Raw genomic sequence first — 16,699 nt, forward strand, 5'->3', positions numbered from 1 at the left:
TTTAGGCACATTCAAATAAATAACTAGTCAGTATGCTAGTCTATTTTAAATCATACTACGTTAACAGAACCCTCTGATAGTACCACTATCATCAGAACCCGTTTCCTTGTATAATTCAAAATATACGTCGCATCTTTCACTTATTATTTATTTTCACATGCCTTATGTAATTTCTCCAGTTAAATATTGCTCCTCAATTTCAATAAGTCTTGTATTTTCTATTCTTGAGCATATGTTATTATTTGATCTTGAAACTACTTTTATATAGTTTGGAGTATATCCTTCATACAAATTATTATTTTCTTTGAAAGTATCTTCATAAAGCACCTCAGTTTTAGTACCTATAAATTTACTCATAAATTCTTTTTCTAATTTACAATTTAATTCTATTAAAATCTTACTTCTTTTCTCTTTTGTACTTCCATCAATTTGATTCTTCATCTCAGCAGCTTTAGTTCCCTTCCTAGGGCTATACTTAAATATGTGCATCTTTGATAATTTTATTTCCCTTAAAAAATTGTAAGTACTAGTGAACTCCTCATCTGTTTCTCCAGGAAAACCTACAATTACATCTGTAGTAATGGAAACATCTTTAATATTATTTCTAAGGTCCTCTACTATGTTTTTGTATTCCTCAGTAGTATATTTTCTATTCATTCTTTTAAGAGTTTCATCACATCCACTTTGAAGAGAAAGGTGAAAATGAGGACAAAGTTTTTTAAGTGAAGCTATTCTTTCAATAACTCCCTCAGTAAAAAAGGTAGGATCAATGGAACCTATTCTTACTCTATTAATTCCTTGTATTTTATCTATCTTCTCTAATAAACTTACAAGATTGCAATCTCCTTTTATATCTACGCCATAGGAAGCTGTATGTATTCCCGATAAAATAATTTCTTTAAAACCATGCTCAGCTAACTTTTTAACTTCTTCTAATACTTTATCAGGCTCCTTACTACATACCCCACCTCTAGCATAGGGTATTAGACAATATGAACAAAATCTATTACATCCATCTTGTATTTTTAGGAAAGCTCTTGTTCTATCTTGATATTCCTCTATGTTTAGCTCCTCAAAACTCTTATCAACAAATACATCATTCACTGCTATCATTTGTTTTTTTTCATTTATTGCTCTATTTACAAAATATACAATTTGCCCTTTATTTTTTGTACCCAAAATAACATCTACTCCATCTATTTTGGATATTTCATCGGAGGCAATTTGTGAATAGCATCCAACTACAGCTATTATAGCATCTCCATTCAATTTTTTAACTTTACTTATCATTTGCCTAGACTTTCTATCACCCATATTTGTAACTGTGCAAGTATTTATAACATATACATCTGCCACATCATTATGTGTTACAATCTGAAAGCCTTCTTTTATAAATTTTTCTGTCATAGCTTCAGTTTCATACTGATTTACTCTACATCCTAATGTAACAAAAGCAACCTTCATTAAATTTCTCCTCCAATATCTCCTAGTTCATACATTAGCAAAGAGGAACATACAAAGCCCGCAGTTTCTGTTCTTAAGATTCTTGGCCCTAAAGTTACTATATATGCACCAATGTCCTTCAATTGCTTTATTTCTTCCTCTTCAAAGCCGCCTTCTGGTCCAACCATTATAGCTATAGTATTTATTTTCCTGCCCTTTAAGTTCACAATCATATTTTTAACACCTTGATTTTTTTCATTCTCATAGGGTACAACTACCAAATCAAAGTTTTTTACTTCGTCTAAAAACTCATTAAATTTAACTATATTTTTTATTTTAGGTATAACAGTTCTCTTACTCTGCTTGCAGGCTTCTAGTGCTATCTTATTCCATCTATCTATTTTCTTTGACTCGCTTAGTTCATTCTTTACTATAACTCTTTCCGTTATAACAGGAGTAACTGACATTACACCAAGTTCTGTAGCCTTTTGAGTTATGAGTTCCATTTTTGTGGCCTTAGGTAACCCCTGATATAAATGAATTTTAATATTGCTTTCATTATTGGTATTGGTATTTTCAATGATATTGCAGATAACTGCTTTCTTATCTATAGATTTTATTTCTGCAAGGAACTCTTCTCCGATACAATTATTTATATTTATTTTATCTCCTATTTTAAGCCTCAATACTTTATAAATATGTTTAACATCATCCCCAGTTATAGTGACAATGTTATTATTAATAATATTATTTTCAGGCACAAAAAACTTATGCATAAAATCCTACACTCTCCCTACTGCTGATTAAAGCTTAGCTACTATACATATCCACTCACCTTGATTATTTACTTCAAGTATATCAAATCTATTTTTCTTAAGAGTATCAATAACTTCTTCAGCTCTATCTTTTATTATACCAGAGGAAATAAAATATCCTCCCTTTTCTAAAAATTTAGGTACATCTGGAGTAAGTAGCGTTATTATATCTGCTATTATATTTGCAACTACTATATTAGCTTTTCCATTAACAACTTCCATAAGGTTACCATGTATAATTTCAATATTATTTATATGGTTATATTTTACATTTTGTTTTGCCGAATCCACTGCAACAGGATCTAAATCTACGCCTATAACCTTTTTAGCATTCAATTTTGCAGCAGTAATGGCAAGTATTCCTGAACCTGTTCCTATATCAAATACTGTCAGATCATTTTTAATGTATTTTTCTAGAGCCTGAACGCACATTCTTGTAGTTTCATGAGTACCAGTTCCAAAAGCCATCCCAGGATCAAGTTCTACAACTAATTCATAGTCATCTTTCTCGTAATCTTCCCATATAGGTTTTACTACAACTCTTGCTCCAACTTTAGTTGGCTTATAATATTTTTTCCAATTATTTTCCCAATCTGCTTCGTTTACTGTATTTACGCTAACAATTCCAGCACCTTTATCTATACCAAATTCACTAAGATTATCTATGGATTTTTTTATATATTCTATGTATTCATTAAAGTTTTCATCTTCTTTATAATATGCTTTTATAGTAGTTCCATCTTTTACTGTTAATAGGGTTTCATCAAAATAATCCCAGTCTCCTGGATGGTTCTTTTTAAACTCTAAATCATCTGGATCTTCTATAGACACTCCTTTAACGTCTGTATTATATAATATTCCATTAATAGCCTCTACCGCTTCGCTACTTGTAATTATATTAACCTCTAACCATTCTTTTTCCATTATATATTTCCTCCAAAACTAAACAAACTTAATCATATAATAATCTATACTAAAATAGATCACAAGTCAAACCTATTGTATAACTTTCATAGCAATAAAAAAGCATTTCGGTATATAAGAAAAATAATATAAATTCTTATATATATTATTTTAGGCAAAACCTAAAACTTCTAACCGAAATGCTGTAAATTATAAACTTTTATTTTATAACACCCACTTTCTGAGTCTGTTCATCAATCTTTTTTAGAAGTGTCTTATATTCTCTTATTACTTTTCTAACTTCATCTTCATTATCTTGCATCTCATCACTTATATCGCATCTTAACTCATCTATTCTATTAGTGATTAAGCTCCTTATCTTTCCGATATCATTGTATTCTAAAGTTATTTTCATAAAAACCCCTCCTAAAATTATTTTTATATAATAAAAGTTATTACTACTATTATATCAAAAAAACCGTACAAAATATGTACGATTTTTTAATTTATTTAAATCCATGTTTTAATTTATCGTAGAATGAAGACTTTTTACTATCATCTTCATTAGTTTCTCCACTTGCTTCTTGGAACATCCTAAGAGCTTCTTTCTGCTTTTCATTTAATGACTTAGGTATATCAACTATTACTCTAACGTATTGATCACCTCTACCGCTTCCATTAACTCTAGGCACACCCTTACCTTTAAGTCTAAATCTTGTTCCCGGCTGAGTACCTGATGGAACCGTATATTTAACATCTCCATCTATAGTTGGAACTTTAATTTCAATTCCTAAAGTTGCATCAGCAAAAGACACATGAGTATCTATAAATATATCAAAATTTTGTCTTTTGAATATTTTGTGTGGCATTACTCTAATATTTATATATAAATCACCAGTAGGTCCACCATTTTTTCCATGTTCACCATGGCCTCTTAATGGTATTACATTTCCAGTATCCACTCCCGCAGGTATCTTTACAGTTATTTTTCTCTTCTTTCTCTGAGCTCCTGAACCATGACAATCAGGACAAGGATCTGAAATTATCTTTCCCTTTCCACCACACTTGTCACAAGTAGCTTCACTAACAAAGTTTCCAAGAGGTGTATTCCTTTGAACTCTTATACGACCAGCACCATGACATTTACTACAAGTTTTTGCTGTAGTTCCTGGCTTTGCACCAGTACCATGACAAGTCTCACAATTTTCACTTCTTGTAATTGATATTTCCTTATCTACTCCAAAAACAGCCTCTTCGAAAGTTAGATTTATGGAATACTCCATATCATTTCCTCTTTCAGGCCCATTTCGTCTGGTGCCTCCACCTTGGGAGAATCCACCTCCAAAGAAAGATCCAAAAATATCACCTAAATCTGAGAAATCAAATCCACCAGCTCCACCGTCAAATCCGCCATATCCACCTGTTCCAGGTCCAGCTCCATTGAAATCAGCAGTACCAAATTGATCGTACTGTGCTTTCTTTTGTGGATCTGATAATACTTGATATGCCTCATTTATCTCTTTGAATTTTTCTTCCGCTTCTTTATTGCCTTGATTTTTATCTGGATGATATTTTATTGCTAGCTTTCTAAAAGCCTTCTTTATTTCATCATCACTAGCGCCTTTTTGCAATCCAAGCACCTCATAAAAATCTTTTTTTGCCATCCCATTCACCACCTATAAAATTAAGGGAATGGTAAACCCCGTTCCCTTTTATACATTATACTTTGTAAATTGTATTTTTTCTACAATATATATTCAAATAAATAACCAGCCAGTATACTAAATACATTTGACTGGTTATTTGTTTTTTAATACTGATTATTTATCTTCATCTACTTTGTAGTCAGCATCTACTACATTGTCATCCTTTTTTTCTTCTCCAGCTCCAGCAGCGCCTTGTGTTCCTTCAGCACCCTGTGCTCCTTCAGCTCCTTGTGCAGCTGCATATATCTTTGATGAAACAGCATAGAATGCATCAGTTAATTCTTGTGTAGCCTTCTTTATAGCCTCTATGTCGTCTCCTTCTTTAACTTTCTTTAATTCTTCAACTTTAGCTTCAATACTAGATTTATCTTCAGCTGATACCTTATCTCCAAGCTCTTTTAAAGTCTTTTCTGTCTGGTAAACAGTTTGATCTGCATTATTTTTTGTCTCTATTGATTCTTTTCTCTTCTTATCTTCTTCAGCATACTTCTCTGCTTCTTTAACAGCTTTATCTATTTCATCATCGTTAAGGTTTGTTGATGCAGTAATTGTTATATTAGCTTCTTTTCCAGTTCCCTTATCTTTTGCAGAAACATTTACTATACCATTAGCATCTATATCAAAGGTAACTTCTATCTGAGGAATTCCTCTAGCTGCTGGAGCAATTCCTGACAATGTAAATGTACCAAGTGTTTTGTTATCATTAGCCATTGGTCTTTCACCTTGAACTACATGTATTTCAACGGAAGTCTGACCATCTGCTGCTGTTGAGAACACCTGACTCTTTCTTGTAGGAACAGTAGTATTTCTTGTTATTAATGGTGTAGCAACATTGCCATAAGTTTCAATTCCAAGTGTCAATGGTGTTACATCAAGAAGTAATACATCTTTAACGTCTCCAGTTAAAACTCCTGCTTGAATAGCTGCACCTACTGCAACACATTCATCTGGATTAACACCCTTTGAAGGATCCTTACCTGTAAATTCTTTAACAGCTTCTTGTACTGCTGGTATTCTTGTAGAACCACCAACAAGTAATATTTTATCAATATCTCCTATGCTAAGGCTAGCATCAGCAAGAGCTTTTTTCATTGGTTCTATTGTATCTGCTACTAGTTGACTAGTTAATTCATTAAATTTAGCTCTTGTAAGTGTCATATCAATATGCTTAGGGCCAGTAGCATCTGCTGTTATAAATGGTAAGTTTATGCTGGTTTGTGTTGAAGATGACAATTCTATTTTAGCCTTTTCAGCAGCTTCTTTTAATCTTTGTAGTGCCATTTTATCATTTCTTAAATCTATGCCATTTTCAGCTTTGAAAGTTTCAGCTATATAATCCATAACTTTATTATCAAAGTCATCTCCACCAAGACTTGTATTACCATTAGTAGCTTTTACTTCAAAAACTCCATCTCCAAGTTCTAATATAGATACATCGAAAGTACCACCACCAAGATCATAAACAAATATCTTTTGATTTGTATCCATTTTATCAAGACCATATGCAAGTGATGCTGCTGTTGGCTCATTGATGATTCTTAATACTTCAAGTCCTGCTATTTTTCCTGCATCCTTTGTAGCCTGTCTTTGGCTGTCATTAAAATATGCTGGTACAGTTATAACTGCTTGAGTAACTGTTTCACCTAAATAAGCTTCAGCATCAGTTTTTAATTTTTGAAGTATGAAAGCTGATATTTCTTGTGGTGTATGTTGTTTTCCATCTATATCAACCTTATATCCAGTACCCATATGTCTCTTTATAGATATTATTGTTTTATCTGGATTTGTTATTGATTGTCTTTTGGCAACTTGACCAACTAATCTTTCACCATCTTTTTGAAAAGATACAACAGATGGAGTGGTTCTTGCTCCTTCTGCATTTGCTATGACAACAGGATCTCCTCCCTCCATAACTGCAACACATGAATTTGTTGTTCCTAAGTCAATACCTATTACTTTTGACATAATAAAAAACCTCCTAATTTTCACTTCAAAATTTATTTCTATTTAATTTTAGTAATAATCTAATTTAATTTGCAACCTTTACCATACTATATCTTATAACCTTATCTTCTTTCTTGTATCCTTTTTGTAGAACTTCTGCTATAGAATTCTCTCCAAGACTTTCATCTTCTACATGCATAACTGCATTATGCACATTTGGATCAAATTCTCCACTTGCATCTATTTCTTCTACTCCAAGCTTTGTAAGACATTCTTTAAATTGTCTTACTGTCATTTCAATTCCCTTCTTTAAATCTTCTACGCTTCCTTCAATATAAGAAGCTCTTTCCATATTATCTAATGCTGGTAAAATGTCTTTTAATACACCAGTACATGCGTCTGAATATATACCGTCTTTTTCCTTAGCTGTCCTATTTCTATAGTTTTCATATTCAGCAGCAGTTCTAAGAAGTCTTTCTTTAACTGTGTCTAACTCATTTTTCAATTTTTCATTTTCATCTTTAAGCTTATTGTTTAATATCTTCATTTCTTCAAGCTCCTTCTCAGAAGATGAGTTATCCTCTTTTAATTCTTCAAATTCTTTATCTTCAAGTTTTTGCTCATCTTCAAGAGTTTCAGATGAATTAGTATCATTCTTATTTTCCAAAGTTTCATTTACCTCTTCATTCTTTAAGCTTTCAATAGTTTCGCCCTCAACATTATTAGTTTTATTAATGTCAGACATTTACTTCACCTCTAATCATCAAGATAAATCTTATTAATATTTTTGTTTAATTCTTTTGTTACCTTTGTTAATATAGAAACAACCTTTGAATATGGGATTCTGGTTGGACCTATTACACCTATGGAACCAAGTTGGCGATCCCCCAAACTATAAATGGCAGATATTATACTACACTCCTTGGCACCTTGGATATAATTTTCATGACCAATACGTATAGATATTTTAGCTTTACTATCCAAAATATTCTTTATATTACTACCATCATCTACAAAAGATAGAATTTTTCTAGCCTTTTCTATATCCTTAAATTCTGGATAATTTAATATATTTGTAAGTCCTTCAAAATAAACTTCTGAATTATTACTATTGGTATTTAAGCTATCATAAAGATGAGGAATAATTGCATCAAAGATATCTTCATATCCGCAAAGGTCTCTCTTAAGATTGTTTATAACCTCAAGATTTATCATATTTATACTTAAATTTTTGAGTCTTACATTTAATAAATTGTTTATCTTATTTAAGGCTTCACCATTTAAGGGTTTATTAACTCTTATAATATTATTCCTTATAAGACCACTATCAGTAACAATTACTGATAGTATATTGTTATCTATCCCCATAAGTTGGATTGATTTAATTCTACTCTCTTCAACAGATGGAGTTTTAACAACACTTATTAATTTTGTAAGCTCTGATAATAAAATGGTAGCTTGTCGTACAATCCTATCCACCTCAAATAATGCAGAATCAATTAGTTGTTTTTTTATTATATTTTCTTCTTCTGGTGATAATCTTGAAATCTGCATTATTTGATCAACATAAAACCTGTAGCCTTTGTCTGAAGGCTTTCTACCAGAAGAACTATGAAGTTGCTCAATATACCCCATGTCTTCAAGGTCTGCCATTTCATTCCTTATAGTGGCCGAACTTATACCTAAATCATACTTCTTAGCTATAGTTCTTGACCCAACTGGCTCTGCAGTATTTATATAGTCATTTATTATTGCACTGAGTATCTTCAGTTTTCTACCATCTATCATATCCATAATTATCACCTCTTTATTAGCACTCTCACTTGTTGAGTGCTAATCATCATGTTTTAAAAATATCACTGGACAATTTTTTTGTCAACTTTTTTAATTGTGAACAATTCATATAAATATAGCCATTCAAGAAAATTATCTTACTAATACTTTGATTTACTAAGGATATCACTAGATTTTAATAATAAAATCACTTAGGATATAATTTGATATTTCTATTCCCCTAGATGAAAGGTATAATCTATCTTCTTTAATGATTATCATATTTTCACACTCATATTTTTTTATTATATTACCATAAACTAAAAATATGTCTTTTCCAAATCTCCGTTTAAATTCTTTAATAGAAATCCCATTAATCTTTCTAAGCCCTAAAAACATAAACTCTTCTATATTGTCTTCTTTAGTGTTCTCATAGGATTCCACTATAGCATTCCCATAACCCATAACTTTTTCTACATATTTTTGCACATCAGTCTCATTTCTATACCTAATTCCATTATAATAAGAATGAGCTCCCGAACCAATGCCTATGTAGTTTTTTAAATTCCAATATACTAAATTATGCTTACATTCTAAATTTTGCTTTGAAAAATTAGAAATTTCATACTGAAAATAACCCTTTGAATTTAAAAAATCTTTTGTAATAGAATACATTTCACTTACTATATCTTCACTTGGCAGATCTTTTTCACTGTATAAGTTAAAGAATGGAGTGCCTTCTTCTAATATAAGGCTATAACAAGATAAATGTTCTGGATTTAACCTAACTATAGTTTCTAATGTATACTTCCACATCTCAATAGTCTGATCCGGAAGTCCAAACATTAAATCTATATTTATATTTTTAAATCCCATACTTCTAGCCATATTATAGCTATCTATAAAACTATTAAAATCGTGTATTCTTCCTAATTTTTTAAGTAATTTGTCCTGAGCTGCCTGAAGTCCTATGCTTAATCTATTTACTCCCATATCCTTTAAAATTTTCAATTTTTCTTTAGTAAAGGTTCCAGGATTGCCTTCTATAGTAAACTCTATATTCTTTGATAAATCTAATATTTCCAAACTTTTTTTTAATTTTTCTAAAGCATCTAAATTTAAATAGGTGGGAGTTCCCCCACCTATAAATATTGTTGATACTTTTTTATTGCAAACACTTTTTATTTCCTTGCATAATGCTTCAATATACCTTTCCATTAAGCCTTCACTATTAGCAAAGGATGGGAAATCACAATATAAACATTTTTGTTTACAAAATGGTATATGAATATATAAAGCTGTTTCTTTCATAACATCTAACTCCATCTAATCCACTTTAAGTATAGACATAAATGCTTCTTGAGGAATTTCTACATTTCCAACCTGTCTCATTCTCTTTTTACCTTCTTTTTGCTTTTCAAGAAGCTTCTTCTTTCTACTTATATCTCCGCCATAGCACTTAGCAAGTACATCCTTTCTAAGTGCTTTTACTGTTTCTCTTGCAATAATTTTAGCTCCTACTGATGCCTGTATTGGAATTTCAAACATTTGTCTTGGTATTATCTTCTTTAATTTTTCAGCTATACCTCTTCCCCTATTATATGCACTTTCTTCAGGTACAATCATTGAAAGTGCATCTACTACATCACCATTTAACATTATGTCTAGTTTTACAAGTTTTGTTTGAATATAGCCATCAAGTTCATAATCAAAGGAAGCATATCCTCTACTCTTTGATTTTAGTACATCAAAAAAATCATATATAATTTCATTTAAAGGTATTTTATAGTTTAGCATAACTCTTGTAGTTTCTATATACTGCATATCTATAAATATTCCTCTTCTATCCTGGCAAAGTTCCATAATAGGCCCTACATAATCTGAAGGCGTAATAACCGATGCCTTAACTATAGGTTCCTCCATAAATTTTATTTCAGAAGGTTCTGGTAAATTTGTAGGATTAGTTATATCTAAAAGTGTCTCATCAGTTTTAGTGACTTTATATATTACAGAAGGTGCTGTAGTTATAATATCCAGATTAAATTCTCGCTCTATTCTCTCTTGAATTATTTCCATATGTAGAAGTCCAAGAAAACCACATCTAAAACCAAATCCTAAAGCTATAGAGGTTTCAGGTTCAAAGTTTAAAGCTGCATCATTTACCTGGAGCTTTTCTAAAGCATCTTTTAGTTCTCCATATTTAGCTCCGTCTACAGGATATATACCACTATAAACCATAGGAATAGCTGGCCTATATCCTGGTAATGCCTCTGCAGTGGCTCTTCCAGCTTCTGTCATAGTATCGCCTACACGAGCATCTCTTACATTTTTAATAGATGCTGTTACATACCCAACATCTCCCGCTCTAAGTTCACCTATAGGATAAAAATTCGGTACAAATACTCCTACCTCTGTAACCTCATATTGTTTGCCTGTAGCCATAAGTTTTATCTTTGTACCTGACTTAACTACACCATCTTTAACTCTAATATAGCTTACTACACCCTTATAGCTATCGTAATAAGAATCAAATATAAGTGCTTTTAGAGGTGCTTCTTCATCTCCATCTGGAGCTGGTATTTTCTCAATTACAGCTTCCAAAACATCTTCCACATTTAAACCTGTTTTAGCAGAAACAAGAGGTGCGTCTCCAGCTTCTATTCCAATTACATCTTCAATTTCCTGTTTGATTTCCTCTGGTCTTGCACTTGGCAAATCCACTTTATTTATTACAGGTACTACTTCTAGTCCATGATCTACAGCTAGATAACAATTTGCTAACGTTTGTGCCTGTATACCCTGGGTAGCATCTACAACTAATACAGCACCTTCACAAGCAGCTAAACTTCTAGATACTTCGTAATTGAAATCTACATGTCCTGGAGTATCAATCAGATTTAATACATATTCTTCTCCTTCTGATCTTTTATATACAAGCCTTGCTGCCTGAGACTTTATAGTTATTCCTCTTTCTCTTTCAAGATCCATATTATCAAGTACTTGTTGTTCCATTTCCCTTTGAGTAAGGGTACCTGTTTTTTCTAGTAATCTATCCGCTAATGTAGATTTACCATGATCTATATGAGCAACTATACAAAAATTCCTTATATGTTGTTGTCTTTTACTTTGCATTTAATTATTTACCCCCATTATGTTCTCAATGAATGCTACTTAGTTAAACTTTATACTAAGTTTAGATGAATTTATCCATGTACATGCCACTGTCATCTTAAGATTAAGCTCTACATACCAAATCAGATTAAATTATAACATAAATCCTAGGGACAATGCCAATATAACAGAGCATTAATATTATTTTAATATTCTATTTTAATATTCTATTTTAATATTACCATAAATTTTTGTTTTAAATGTTGATATTTTAAATCTTATATTATCTAATTTTTTATTACTATTGCCTAAGTTATTTACAATGTCAGAAATCATTTTTTGAGAACTATTATATACATAGGCTATTTGATTTTCTATATTCATTGGTATTCTGTTATTTACATAAACCTTATAACTTTTTGTTTCGAATCTTAAGTCAAAGGGACTTACACTAAATAGTATTCTAAATCTAGGTACATAAACCTTAAAAACTATATCATCATCATCTTTTTCATATTTATTTGGATTATCCATTTTATCTTCCAAGGTATCAAGCTTTTTTTCCATATCATCTAAATTATATTTGTTTATTTTATTCCTATAATTTTCCTCTGATGCTTTCATATGTATTTCGTTAGAATAAATTGTTCTGTTTAAAGAAATATTGCTTATAAAGAGACCCATAATTATAGTTATTGTAATGAATATAATAAAAATATAATAATATTTCCTTTTCATAAAAAAAGTACCTCCTAATATTTAAAGGATGTACTTTTTTATATTTTTTATTCATTATTTACCATTTATATATTCCGCAATCATTCTTGCCACATATTTTGACGTAGCTTTTGACTCATCAAGAGTGTTTGGAACAGATCCTATTTCAAGTAAAAAAGCATTATTACTTTTTGCCTGATTAAAGAAGTTCATTCCATAATCATAATAATAAACTCCATTGCCAATAGTTAATCCCGGGAAATCTTTCTTAGCAGTATTCAATAAAGAATTTACAATTGTCATATTTTTATCAAAGTGAGGATTCTTTCGTGCCATAACAAACATAAACTTAGCTACGTTTTGTCCATTTATCTTAGTAGTAACATTATTTTTATTTGGATCTGAATCTCTATGTATGTCAATTACCATCTTAAAATCGCCATATTTTTTTAAGTACTTGTCTAAAGTTTCTCCAGACCTCTCATAACTCTTATTATAAGCTAGTACATTGTGAATAGTTGTATCATGTATTACAGAAATGCCATAATTGTCTGCAAGTTCCTTTGCAAGTTCATCTCCAACCGCACATACATTTTTTGTAGGATCAAGATTATCTGGACCATATTGACCATAGCTCTCAGTGGTATGGGAATGATATATAAGTACTTCAGGTTTTGAATTATCAAGATTTTTTTTAAGCTTTGGATTATAAACTTGAGAAGTTTGATTTGAAAGATTTGCATTATCTGTATTCCCAGTATCTTTACCATCGCCAGTATTTTTAGTTATATCACTATCCTTTAAATTGAAATCACTTATATTTACTACTCCATCTTCTTTACCATTATAATCTATAGAATTATTATCTTCCTTAAAATAAGATATCTCTCTTTTTAAAATCTCATCAGGATTATTTAAATTAACTCCTATATAGTTTAAAATTGTAGTTTTTAGAGAAAGTGTATTTTCAGCCATATCTTCTTCATTAAAATTTGTAACTTTTACAATTGGCATTACATAATTGACTAACTGTACATAGGTCATGTTACTTCTTTCACCAGTTAATTTTTCTTGAGATTTTTGGGTATTGAAAAAGCTAAAAAATATATAGATAGAAAATATCATTATAGTGACACCTAAAATCAATATAAAGCTGTTCTTCCCATTGTTTATCTTTTTATTAACCATCCACATTACCTCCCACTTAAGGGTATAAAAATAAAAAGTTAAGTATGCAGCAGAATACTTAGCATACTATAACTAGTTATTTCTTTGCAATACCTTATTTAGACTATATGAAAAATACTATGGATTTATAACATATTAGGCATATTTAAATAAATAACTAGTCAGTATACTAGTCTATTTTGAATTATACTACGTTAACAGAACCTTCTGATAGCACCACTATCATCAGAACCTGTTTCCTTGTATATTTCAAAATATACGTCGCATCTTTCACTAGTTATTTATTTTCATATGCCTTACTGCAAAAACTTATTTATATCATCTTTATCAAGGGCTGGTTGAAGTGCGATATTAATGCCATTTGCTATTATCTTTGATATAGAATCTATAACCATATCCACTTCTTTCGGAGTTACCATAAGATTCCCTACATAAGGATGTAATATTTCCTGTATCATTTTTTGTTTTTCATTTTTATCTATAGATTTTAGCATATCATAGAATTCTCCTCCTTCCTGAGAGGTTCTTATCATTTCATCAAGTACCATATCAATAGTATCATTTGCCATAGTGGCTGCATCTACTACTGTCGGTACACCAATGGCTATAACCGGTATTCCTAATGTTTTTTCACTTATCTCCATTCTTCTATTTCCAACACCAGAGCCTGGAGAAATACCTGTAGTTCCAATTTGAATAGTTGAATTTACTCTTTCCATTTTTCGTGAAGCAAGTGCATCAATACATATTATTAAATTTGGTTTAATTTTATTCACTACGCCCTTTATTATTTCACTAGTTTCCATACCCGTAAGCCCTAATACTCCTGGTGCTAAAGCACATACAGGCCTAATCCCCTCATCAATGGTATCTGGTACAAGCTCTTTTAAATGTCTTGTTACCATTATCTTTGAAATCACCTTAGGTCCTAGTGCATCGGGAGTTATATTCCAGTTACCAAGCCCTACTACAAGAGCTGTCATACTATCCTGTAATTTTATAACACTAGAAAGTTCCTCTGACAACACCTGGCTTACATCGTCCATACCATCTGCATCATAGTGAATTAACCTAGGCATATCTATTGTTATGTATGTGCCCTTAGGCTTTCTTATTGCTCTTTCACCTTCATCTGTAACTACCTTTACATTACTTATTTTTATGTCTCCCCTTTTTCTATTTGAAATTTCAACTCCTTGAATTTTTCTGCTGCTTTGTTTTTCATATAATTCTTTTGCCTCTACAGCAAGATCAGTTCTTATACTCAAAAAAATCACTCCTCATCAATTAATTTATCTAGTAAATCTATTTTTCCCTTATATAGCTTAACTATTCCACTTTTATAATTAATGCTTGAAGAATAGAATTTTTAATGTTATAATGGTTTTTGTTAAATGTGAGAAGACTCGTGTATGATAATTCCCCAATTGCGAGTATCATAAAAATATAAGGGGGTGAAAATTAATGGCTAACATAAAATCTGCAAAAAAGAGAATAAAAGTTACTCAGACTAAAACTCTTAAAAATAAGATGATAAAATCTGCTTTAAAAACAGTTATAAAGAAATTTGAAGTAGCAGTTACAGCAAACAATGTTGAGGACGCTAAAGCTAACTATGCAAGCGTAGTTAAATCTTTAGACATGGCCGCTTCAAAAGGAGTTATTCATCAAAATAAAGCAGCTAGATCTAAATCAAGATTAGCAGTGAAATTAAGTGCTTTAAACGCATAGTAAATAAACCGGTGTAAATAACACCGGCCTATTTATTTTTTGTTAAAACATCTGAATATAATACATAAACTATGTTAACTAAAACTCAGTACCAAGCGAATATTTTTAAGAATACCTTATATCATGGCACTTTTTATTATAAGCAGTTCTAACTTAACTTTTTCATCATTACCTTGACTTTTTAATTCCTTTTCTGTCTCTGAACATATCTCCTCCGCTTTTATGATTTGCTCTAAAGTGTATTTTTTACACTGCCCCATCATTTTTTCACATATAAAAGGATGCAATCTATACTCTCTGGCTAATTCTTCTTTACCTTTTCCACTACTCATACCAATCTTTAAGTTTACCATTATTCTAAACTGACGTTCTATCATGGATAATATATTTGTAGCCTTTTCTCCTCTATACATAAGTTCTGACAAAACTTCTAGTGCCGGTTCTGGTCTTTTTTGAGATAAAAAATCTACAAGGTTAAAAATATCATTATCACTTTTCTCTGGCAAAAGGTCTATTATATCTTGCTTTTCAATATTTCTATTACTAGTATATGTACAAAGTTTTTCTACTTCATTTTCAATTACATCCATATTGTTTTCTACTTCACTACAAAAGAAACTTAAGTTTGCCCTATCTATGTCTTTTCCCTTTTGAGCAAATATTTCTTTAACTTTTTTTTGAAGCATCATTCCTCTTAGTTTAGTAAACTCTACAACACAAGCCTTCTTATCCATTCTTTTAACCTTGCTGCTTACTTTTTCTCTATCGTTTTCAAACACATAGTAAAATATTAATATGCATCCAGTTGGCAAATTTGCACCATAGTTTTGTATTTTTTTTAGTATATCCTCACCATTTTTATTAGTGTTCTTAGTTCTATCTCCTAAAAAAATCCGCTCTATACACTACTATAACTTTTTTTATCACTCATAAAAGGAAGAGTCTCGCAGGCATTGACTATATCATCATAGCTTACAGTAGCCCCATCAAACTCAAAATAGTTTAAATCTATAAAACTTGAATTCACCGAAATCTCAGTAATTTTCTTAATTTTTTCCTTTATTAGATGTTCATTGAATCCACAAAATATATAAAACTTTTCTATTGATTTTTTCTTTATCTTATCCTCTAAGTCCAAAAAATTAATCATTTTATCCCCCTGATTTTATTCCTTAAATACTATTATTTTATCCATAAATATTTGAAAGTTTATATTACTCTTAGGTAAATCAATACTTTTATTTTTCTTATTACTATCAAATTTTATTATATCATAATCCTTACTTCCATTTATAGATTTATACTGCACAGTATCTGAACTAAAATCAATAAGCGAAGTTTTATTATCCATTTTTGTATACTACGTGT

Annotated in this window: 17 protein-coding genes; 1 reads left to right on the top strand and 16 read right to left on the bottom strand. The window is 30.7% G+C overall.

Features of this window, described 5'->3' with window-relative positions; translation table 11 throughout:
- Nucleotides 1-162: 162 nt before the first annotated feature.
- The 13 genes from mtaB to gpr all read right to left on the bottom strand — a co-directional run bounded on the left by mtaB (nucleotide 163) and on the right by gpr (nucleotide 14,868).
- Nucleotides 163-1,464, bottom strand: a complete 1,302-nt coding sequence (mtaB, locus tag RH99_RS14200) for a tRNA (N(6)-L-threonylcarbamoyladenosine(37)-C(2))-methylthiotransferase MtaB (protein ID WP_010239526.1) — start codon at nucleotides 1,462-1,464, stop codon at nucleotides 163-165.
- A complete protein-coding gene (locus tag RH99_RS14205) occupies nucleotides 1,464-2,219 on the bottom strand; it encodes a 16S rRNA (uracil(1498)-N(3))-methyltransferase (RefSeq protein ID WP_010239530.1) in 756 nt (251 codons plus the stop codon). The genes mtaB and RH99_RS14205 overlap by 1 nt, the downstream gene beginning before the upstream one ends.
- A 27-nt stretch (nucleotides 2,220-2,246) precedes the next feature.
- Nucleotides 2,247-3,182 (bottom strand): 50S ribosomal protein L11 methyltransferase, encoded by a 936-nt coding sequence (gene prmA / locus RH99_RS14210; protein WP_010239533.1) that lies wholly within the window; start codon nucleotides 3,180-3,182, stop codon nucleotides 2,247-2,249.
- 199 nt (nucleotides 3,183-3,381) lie between these two features.
- On the bottom strand, nucleotides 3,382-3,576 hold the full coding sequence (locus RH99_RS14215; RefSeq protein WP_010239535.1) for a hypothetical protein: 195 nt from the start codon (nucleotides 3,574-3,576) through the stop codon (nucleotides 3,382-3,384).
- 91 nt (nucleotides 3,577-3,667) lie between these two features.
- A complete protein-coding gene (dnaJ, locus tag RH99_RS14220; protein ID WP_010239537.1) occupies nucleotides 3,668-4,825 on the bottom strand; it encodes a molecular chaperone DnaJ in 1,158 nt (385 codons plus the stop codon).
- A 156-nt stretch (nucleotides 4,826-4,981) separates the two neighbouring features.
- Nucleotides 4,982-6,832, bottom strand: coding sequence for a molecular chaperone DnaK (dnaK, locus tag RH99_RS14225; protein ID WP_010239539.1), 1,851 nt, complete (start codon nucleotides 6,830-6,832; stop codon nucleotides 4,982-4,984).
- A 64-nt stretch (nucleotides 6,833-6,896) separates the two neighbouring features.
- Nucleotides 6,897-7,556 carry a nucleotide exchange factor GrpE gene (grpE, locus tag RH99_RS14230; protein ID WP_010239541.1) on the bottom strand — a complete coding sequence of 220 codons (660 nt, stop codon included), beginning with the start codon at nucleotides 7,554-7,556 and terminating at the stop codon, nucleotides 6,897-6,899.
- Nucleotides 7,557-7,567: 11 nt separating this feature from the next.
- The gene (gene hrcA / locus RH99_RS14235; RefSeq protein ID WP_010239543.1) at nucleotides 7,568-8,605 is read right to left on the bottom strand and encodes a heat-inducible transcriptional repressor HrcA; all 1,038 of its coding nucleotides are present in this window, start codon (nucleotides 8,603-8,605) and stop codon (nucleotides 7,568-7,570) included.
- Between the two features lie 168 nt (nucleotides 8,606-8,773).
- Nucleotides 8,774-9,895, bottom strand: a complete 1,122-nt coding sequence (gene hemW, locus RH99_RS14240; RefSeq protein WP_373854726.1) for a radical SAM family heme chaperone HemW — start codon at nucleotides 9,893-9,895, stop codon at nucleotides 8,774-8,776.
- A gap of 15 nt (nucleotides 9,896-9,910) precedes the next feature.
- Nucleotides 9,911-11,716, bottom strand: coding sequence for a translation elongation factor 4 (gene lepA / locus RH99_RS14245; protein WP_010239548.1), 1,806 nt, complete (start codon nucleotides 11,714-11,716; stop codon nucleotides 9,911-9,913).
- A gap of 198 nt (nucleotides 11,717-11,914) precedes the next feature.
- On the bottom strand, nucleotides 11,915-12,433 hold the full coding sequence (locus RH99_RS14250) for a hypothetical protein (protein WP_010239549.1): 519 nt from the start codon (nucleotides 12,431-12,433) through the stop codon (nucleotides 11,915-11,917).
- Nucleotides 12,434-12,487: 54 nt separating this feature from the next.
- Nucleotides 12,488-13,600, bottom strand: coding sequence for a stage II sporulation protein P (locus tag RH99_RS14255; RefSeq protein WP_010239551.1), 1,113 nt, complete (start codon nucleotides 13,598-13,600; stop codon nucleotides 12,488-12,490).
- A 296-nt stretch (nucleotides 13,601-13,896) separates the two neighbouring features.
- Complete coding sequence (gene gpr / locus RH99_RS14260) at nucleotides 13,897-14,868, bottom strand: GPR endopeptidase (RefSeq protein ID WP_010239553.1); 972 nt, start codon at nucleotides 14,866-14,868, stop codon at nucleotides 13,897-13,899.
- 196 nt (nucleotides 14,869-15,064) lie between these two features.
- On the opposite strand from gpr, the gene rpsT reads away from it, so the two are divergent.
- Nucleotides 15,065-15,331 (top strand): 30S ribosomal protein S20, encoded by a 267-nt coding sequence (rpsT, locus tag RH99_RS14265; RefSeq protein WP_010239555.1) that lies wholly within the window; start codon nucleotides 15,065-15,067, stop codon nucleotides 15,329-15,331.
- A gap of 116 nt (nucleotides 15,332-15,447) precedes the next feature.
- On the opposite strand, the gene holA is transcribed toward rpsT, so the two are convergent.
- The 3 genes from holA to RH99_RS14275 all read right to left on the bottom strand — a co-directional run bounded on the left by holA (nucleotide 15,448) and on the right by RH99_RS14275 (nucleotide 16,682).
- Entirely contained in the window at nucleotides 15,448-16,143 is a 696-nt protein-coding gene (gene holA / locus RH99_RS14270; RefSeq protein ID WP_279374298.1) for a DNA polymerase III subunit delta, read from the bottom strand.
- Between the two features lie 86 nt (nucleotides 16,144-16,229).
- Nucleotides 16,230-16,481, bottom strand: coding sequence for a hypothetical protein (locus RH99_RS19935; protein ID WP_279374300.1), 252 nt, complete (start codon nucleotides 16,479-16,481; stop codon nucleotides 16,230-16,232).
- 15 nt (nucleotides 16,482-16,496) lie between these two features.
- Nucleotides 16,497-16,682, bottom strand: coding sequence for a hypothetical protein (locus RH99_RS14275; protein ID WP_010239558.1), 186 nt, complete (start codon nucleotides 16,680-16,682; stop codon nucleotides 16,497-16,499).
- Between the last annotated feature and the right edge of the window lie 17 nt (nucleotides 16,683-16,699).

The organism is Clostridium arbusti SL206, assembly GCF_000246895.1.
Taxonomy (GTDB): Bacteria; Bacillota; Clostridia; order Clostridiales; family Clostridiaceae; genus Clostridium_I; species Clostridium_I arbusti.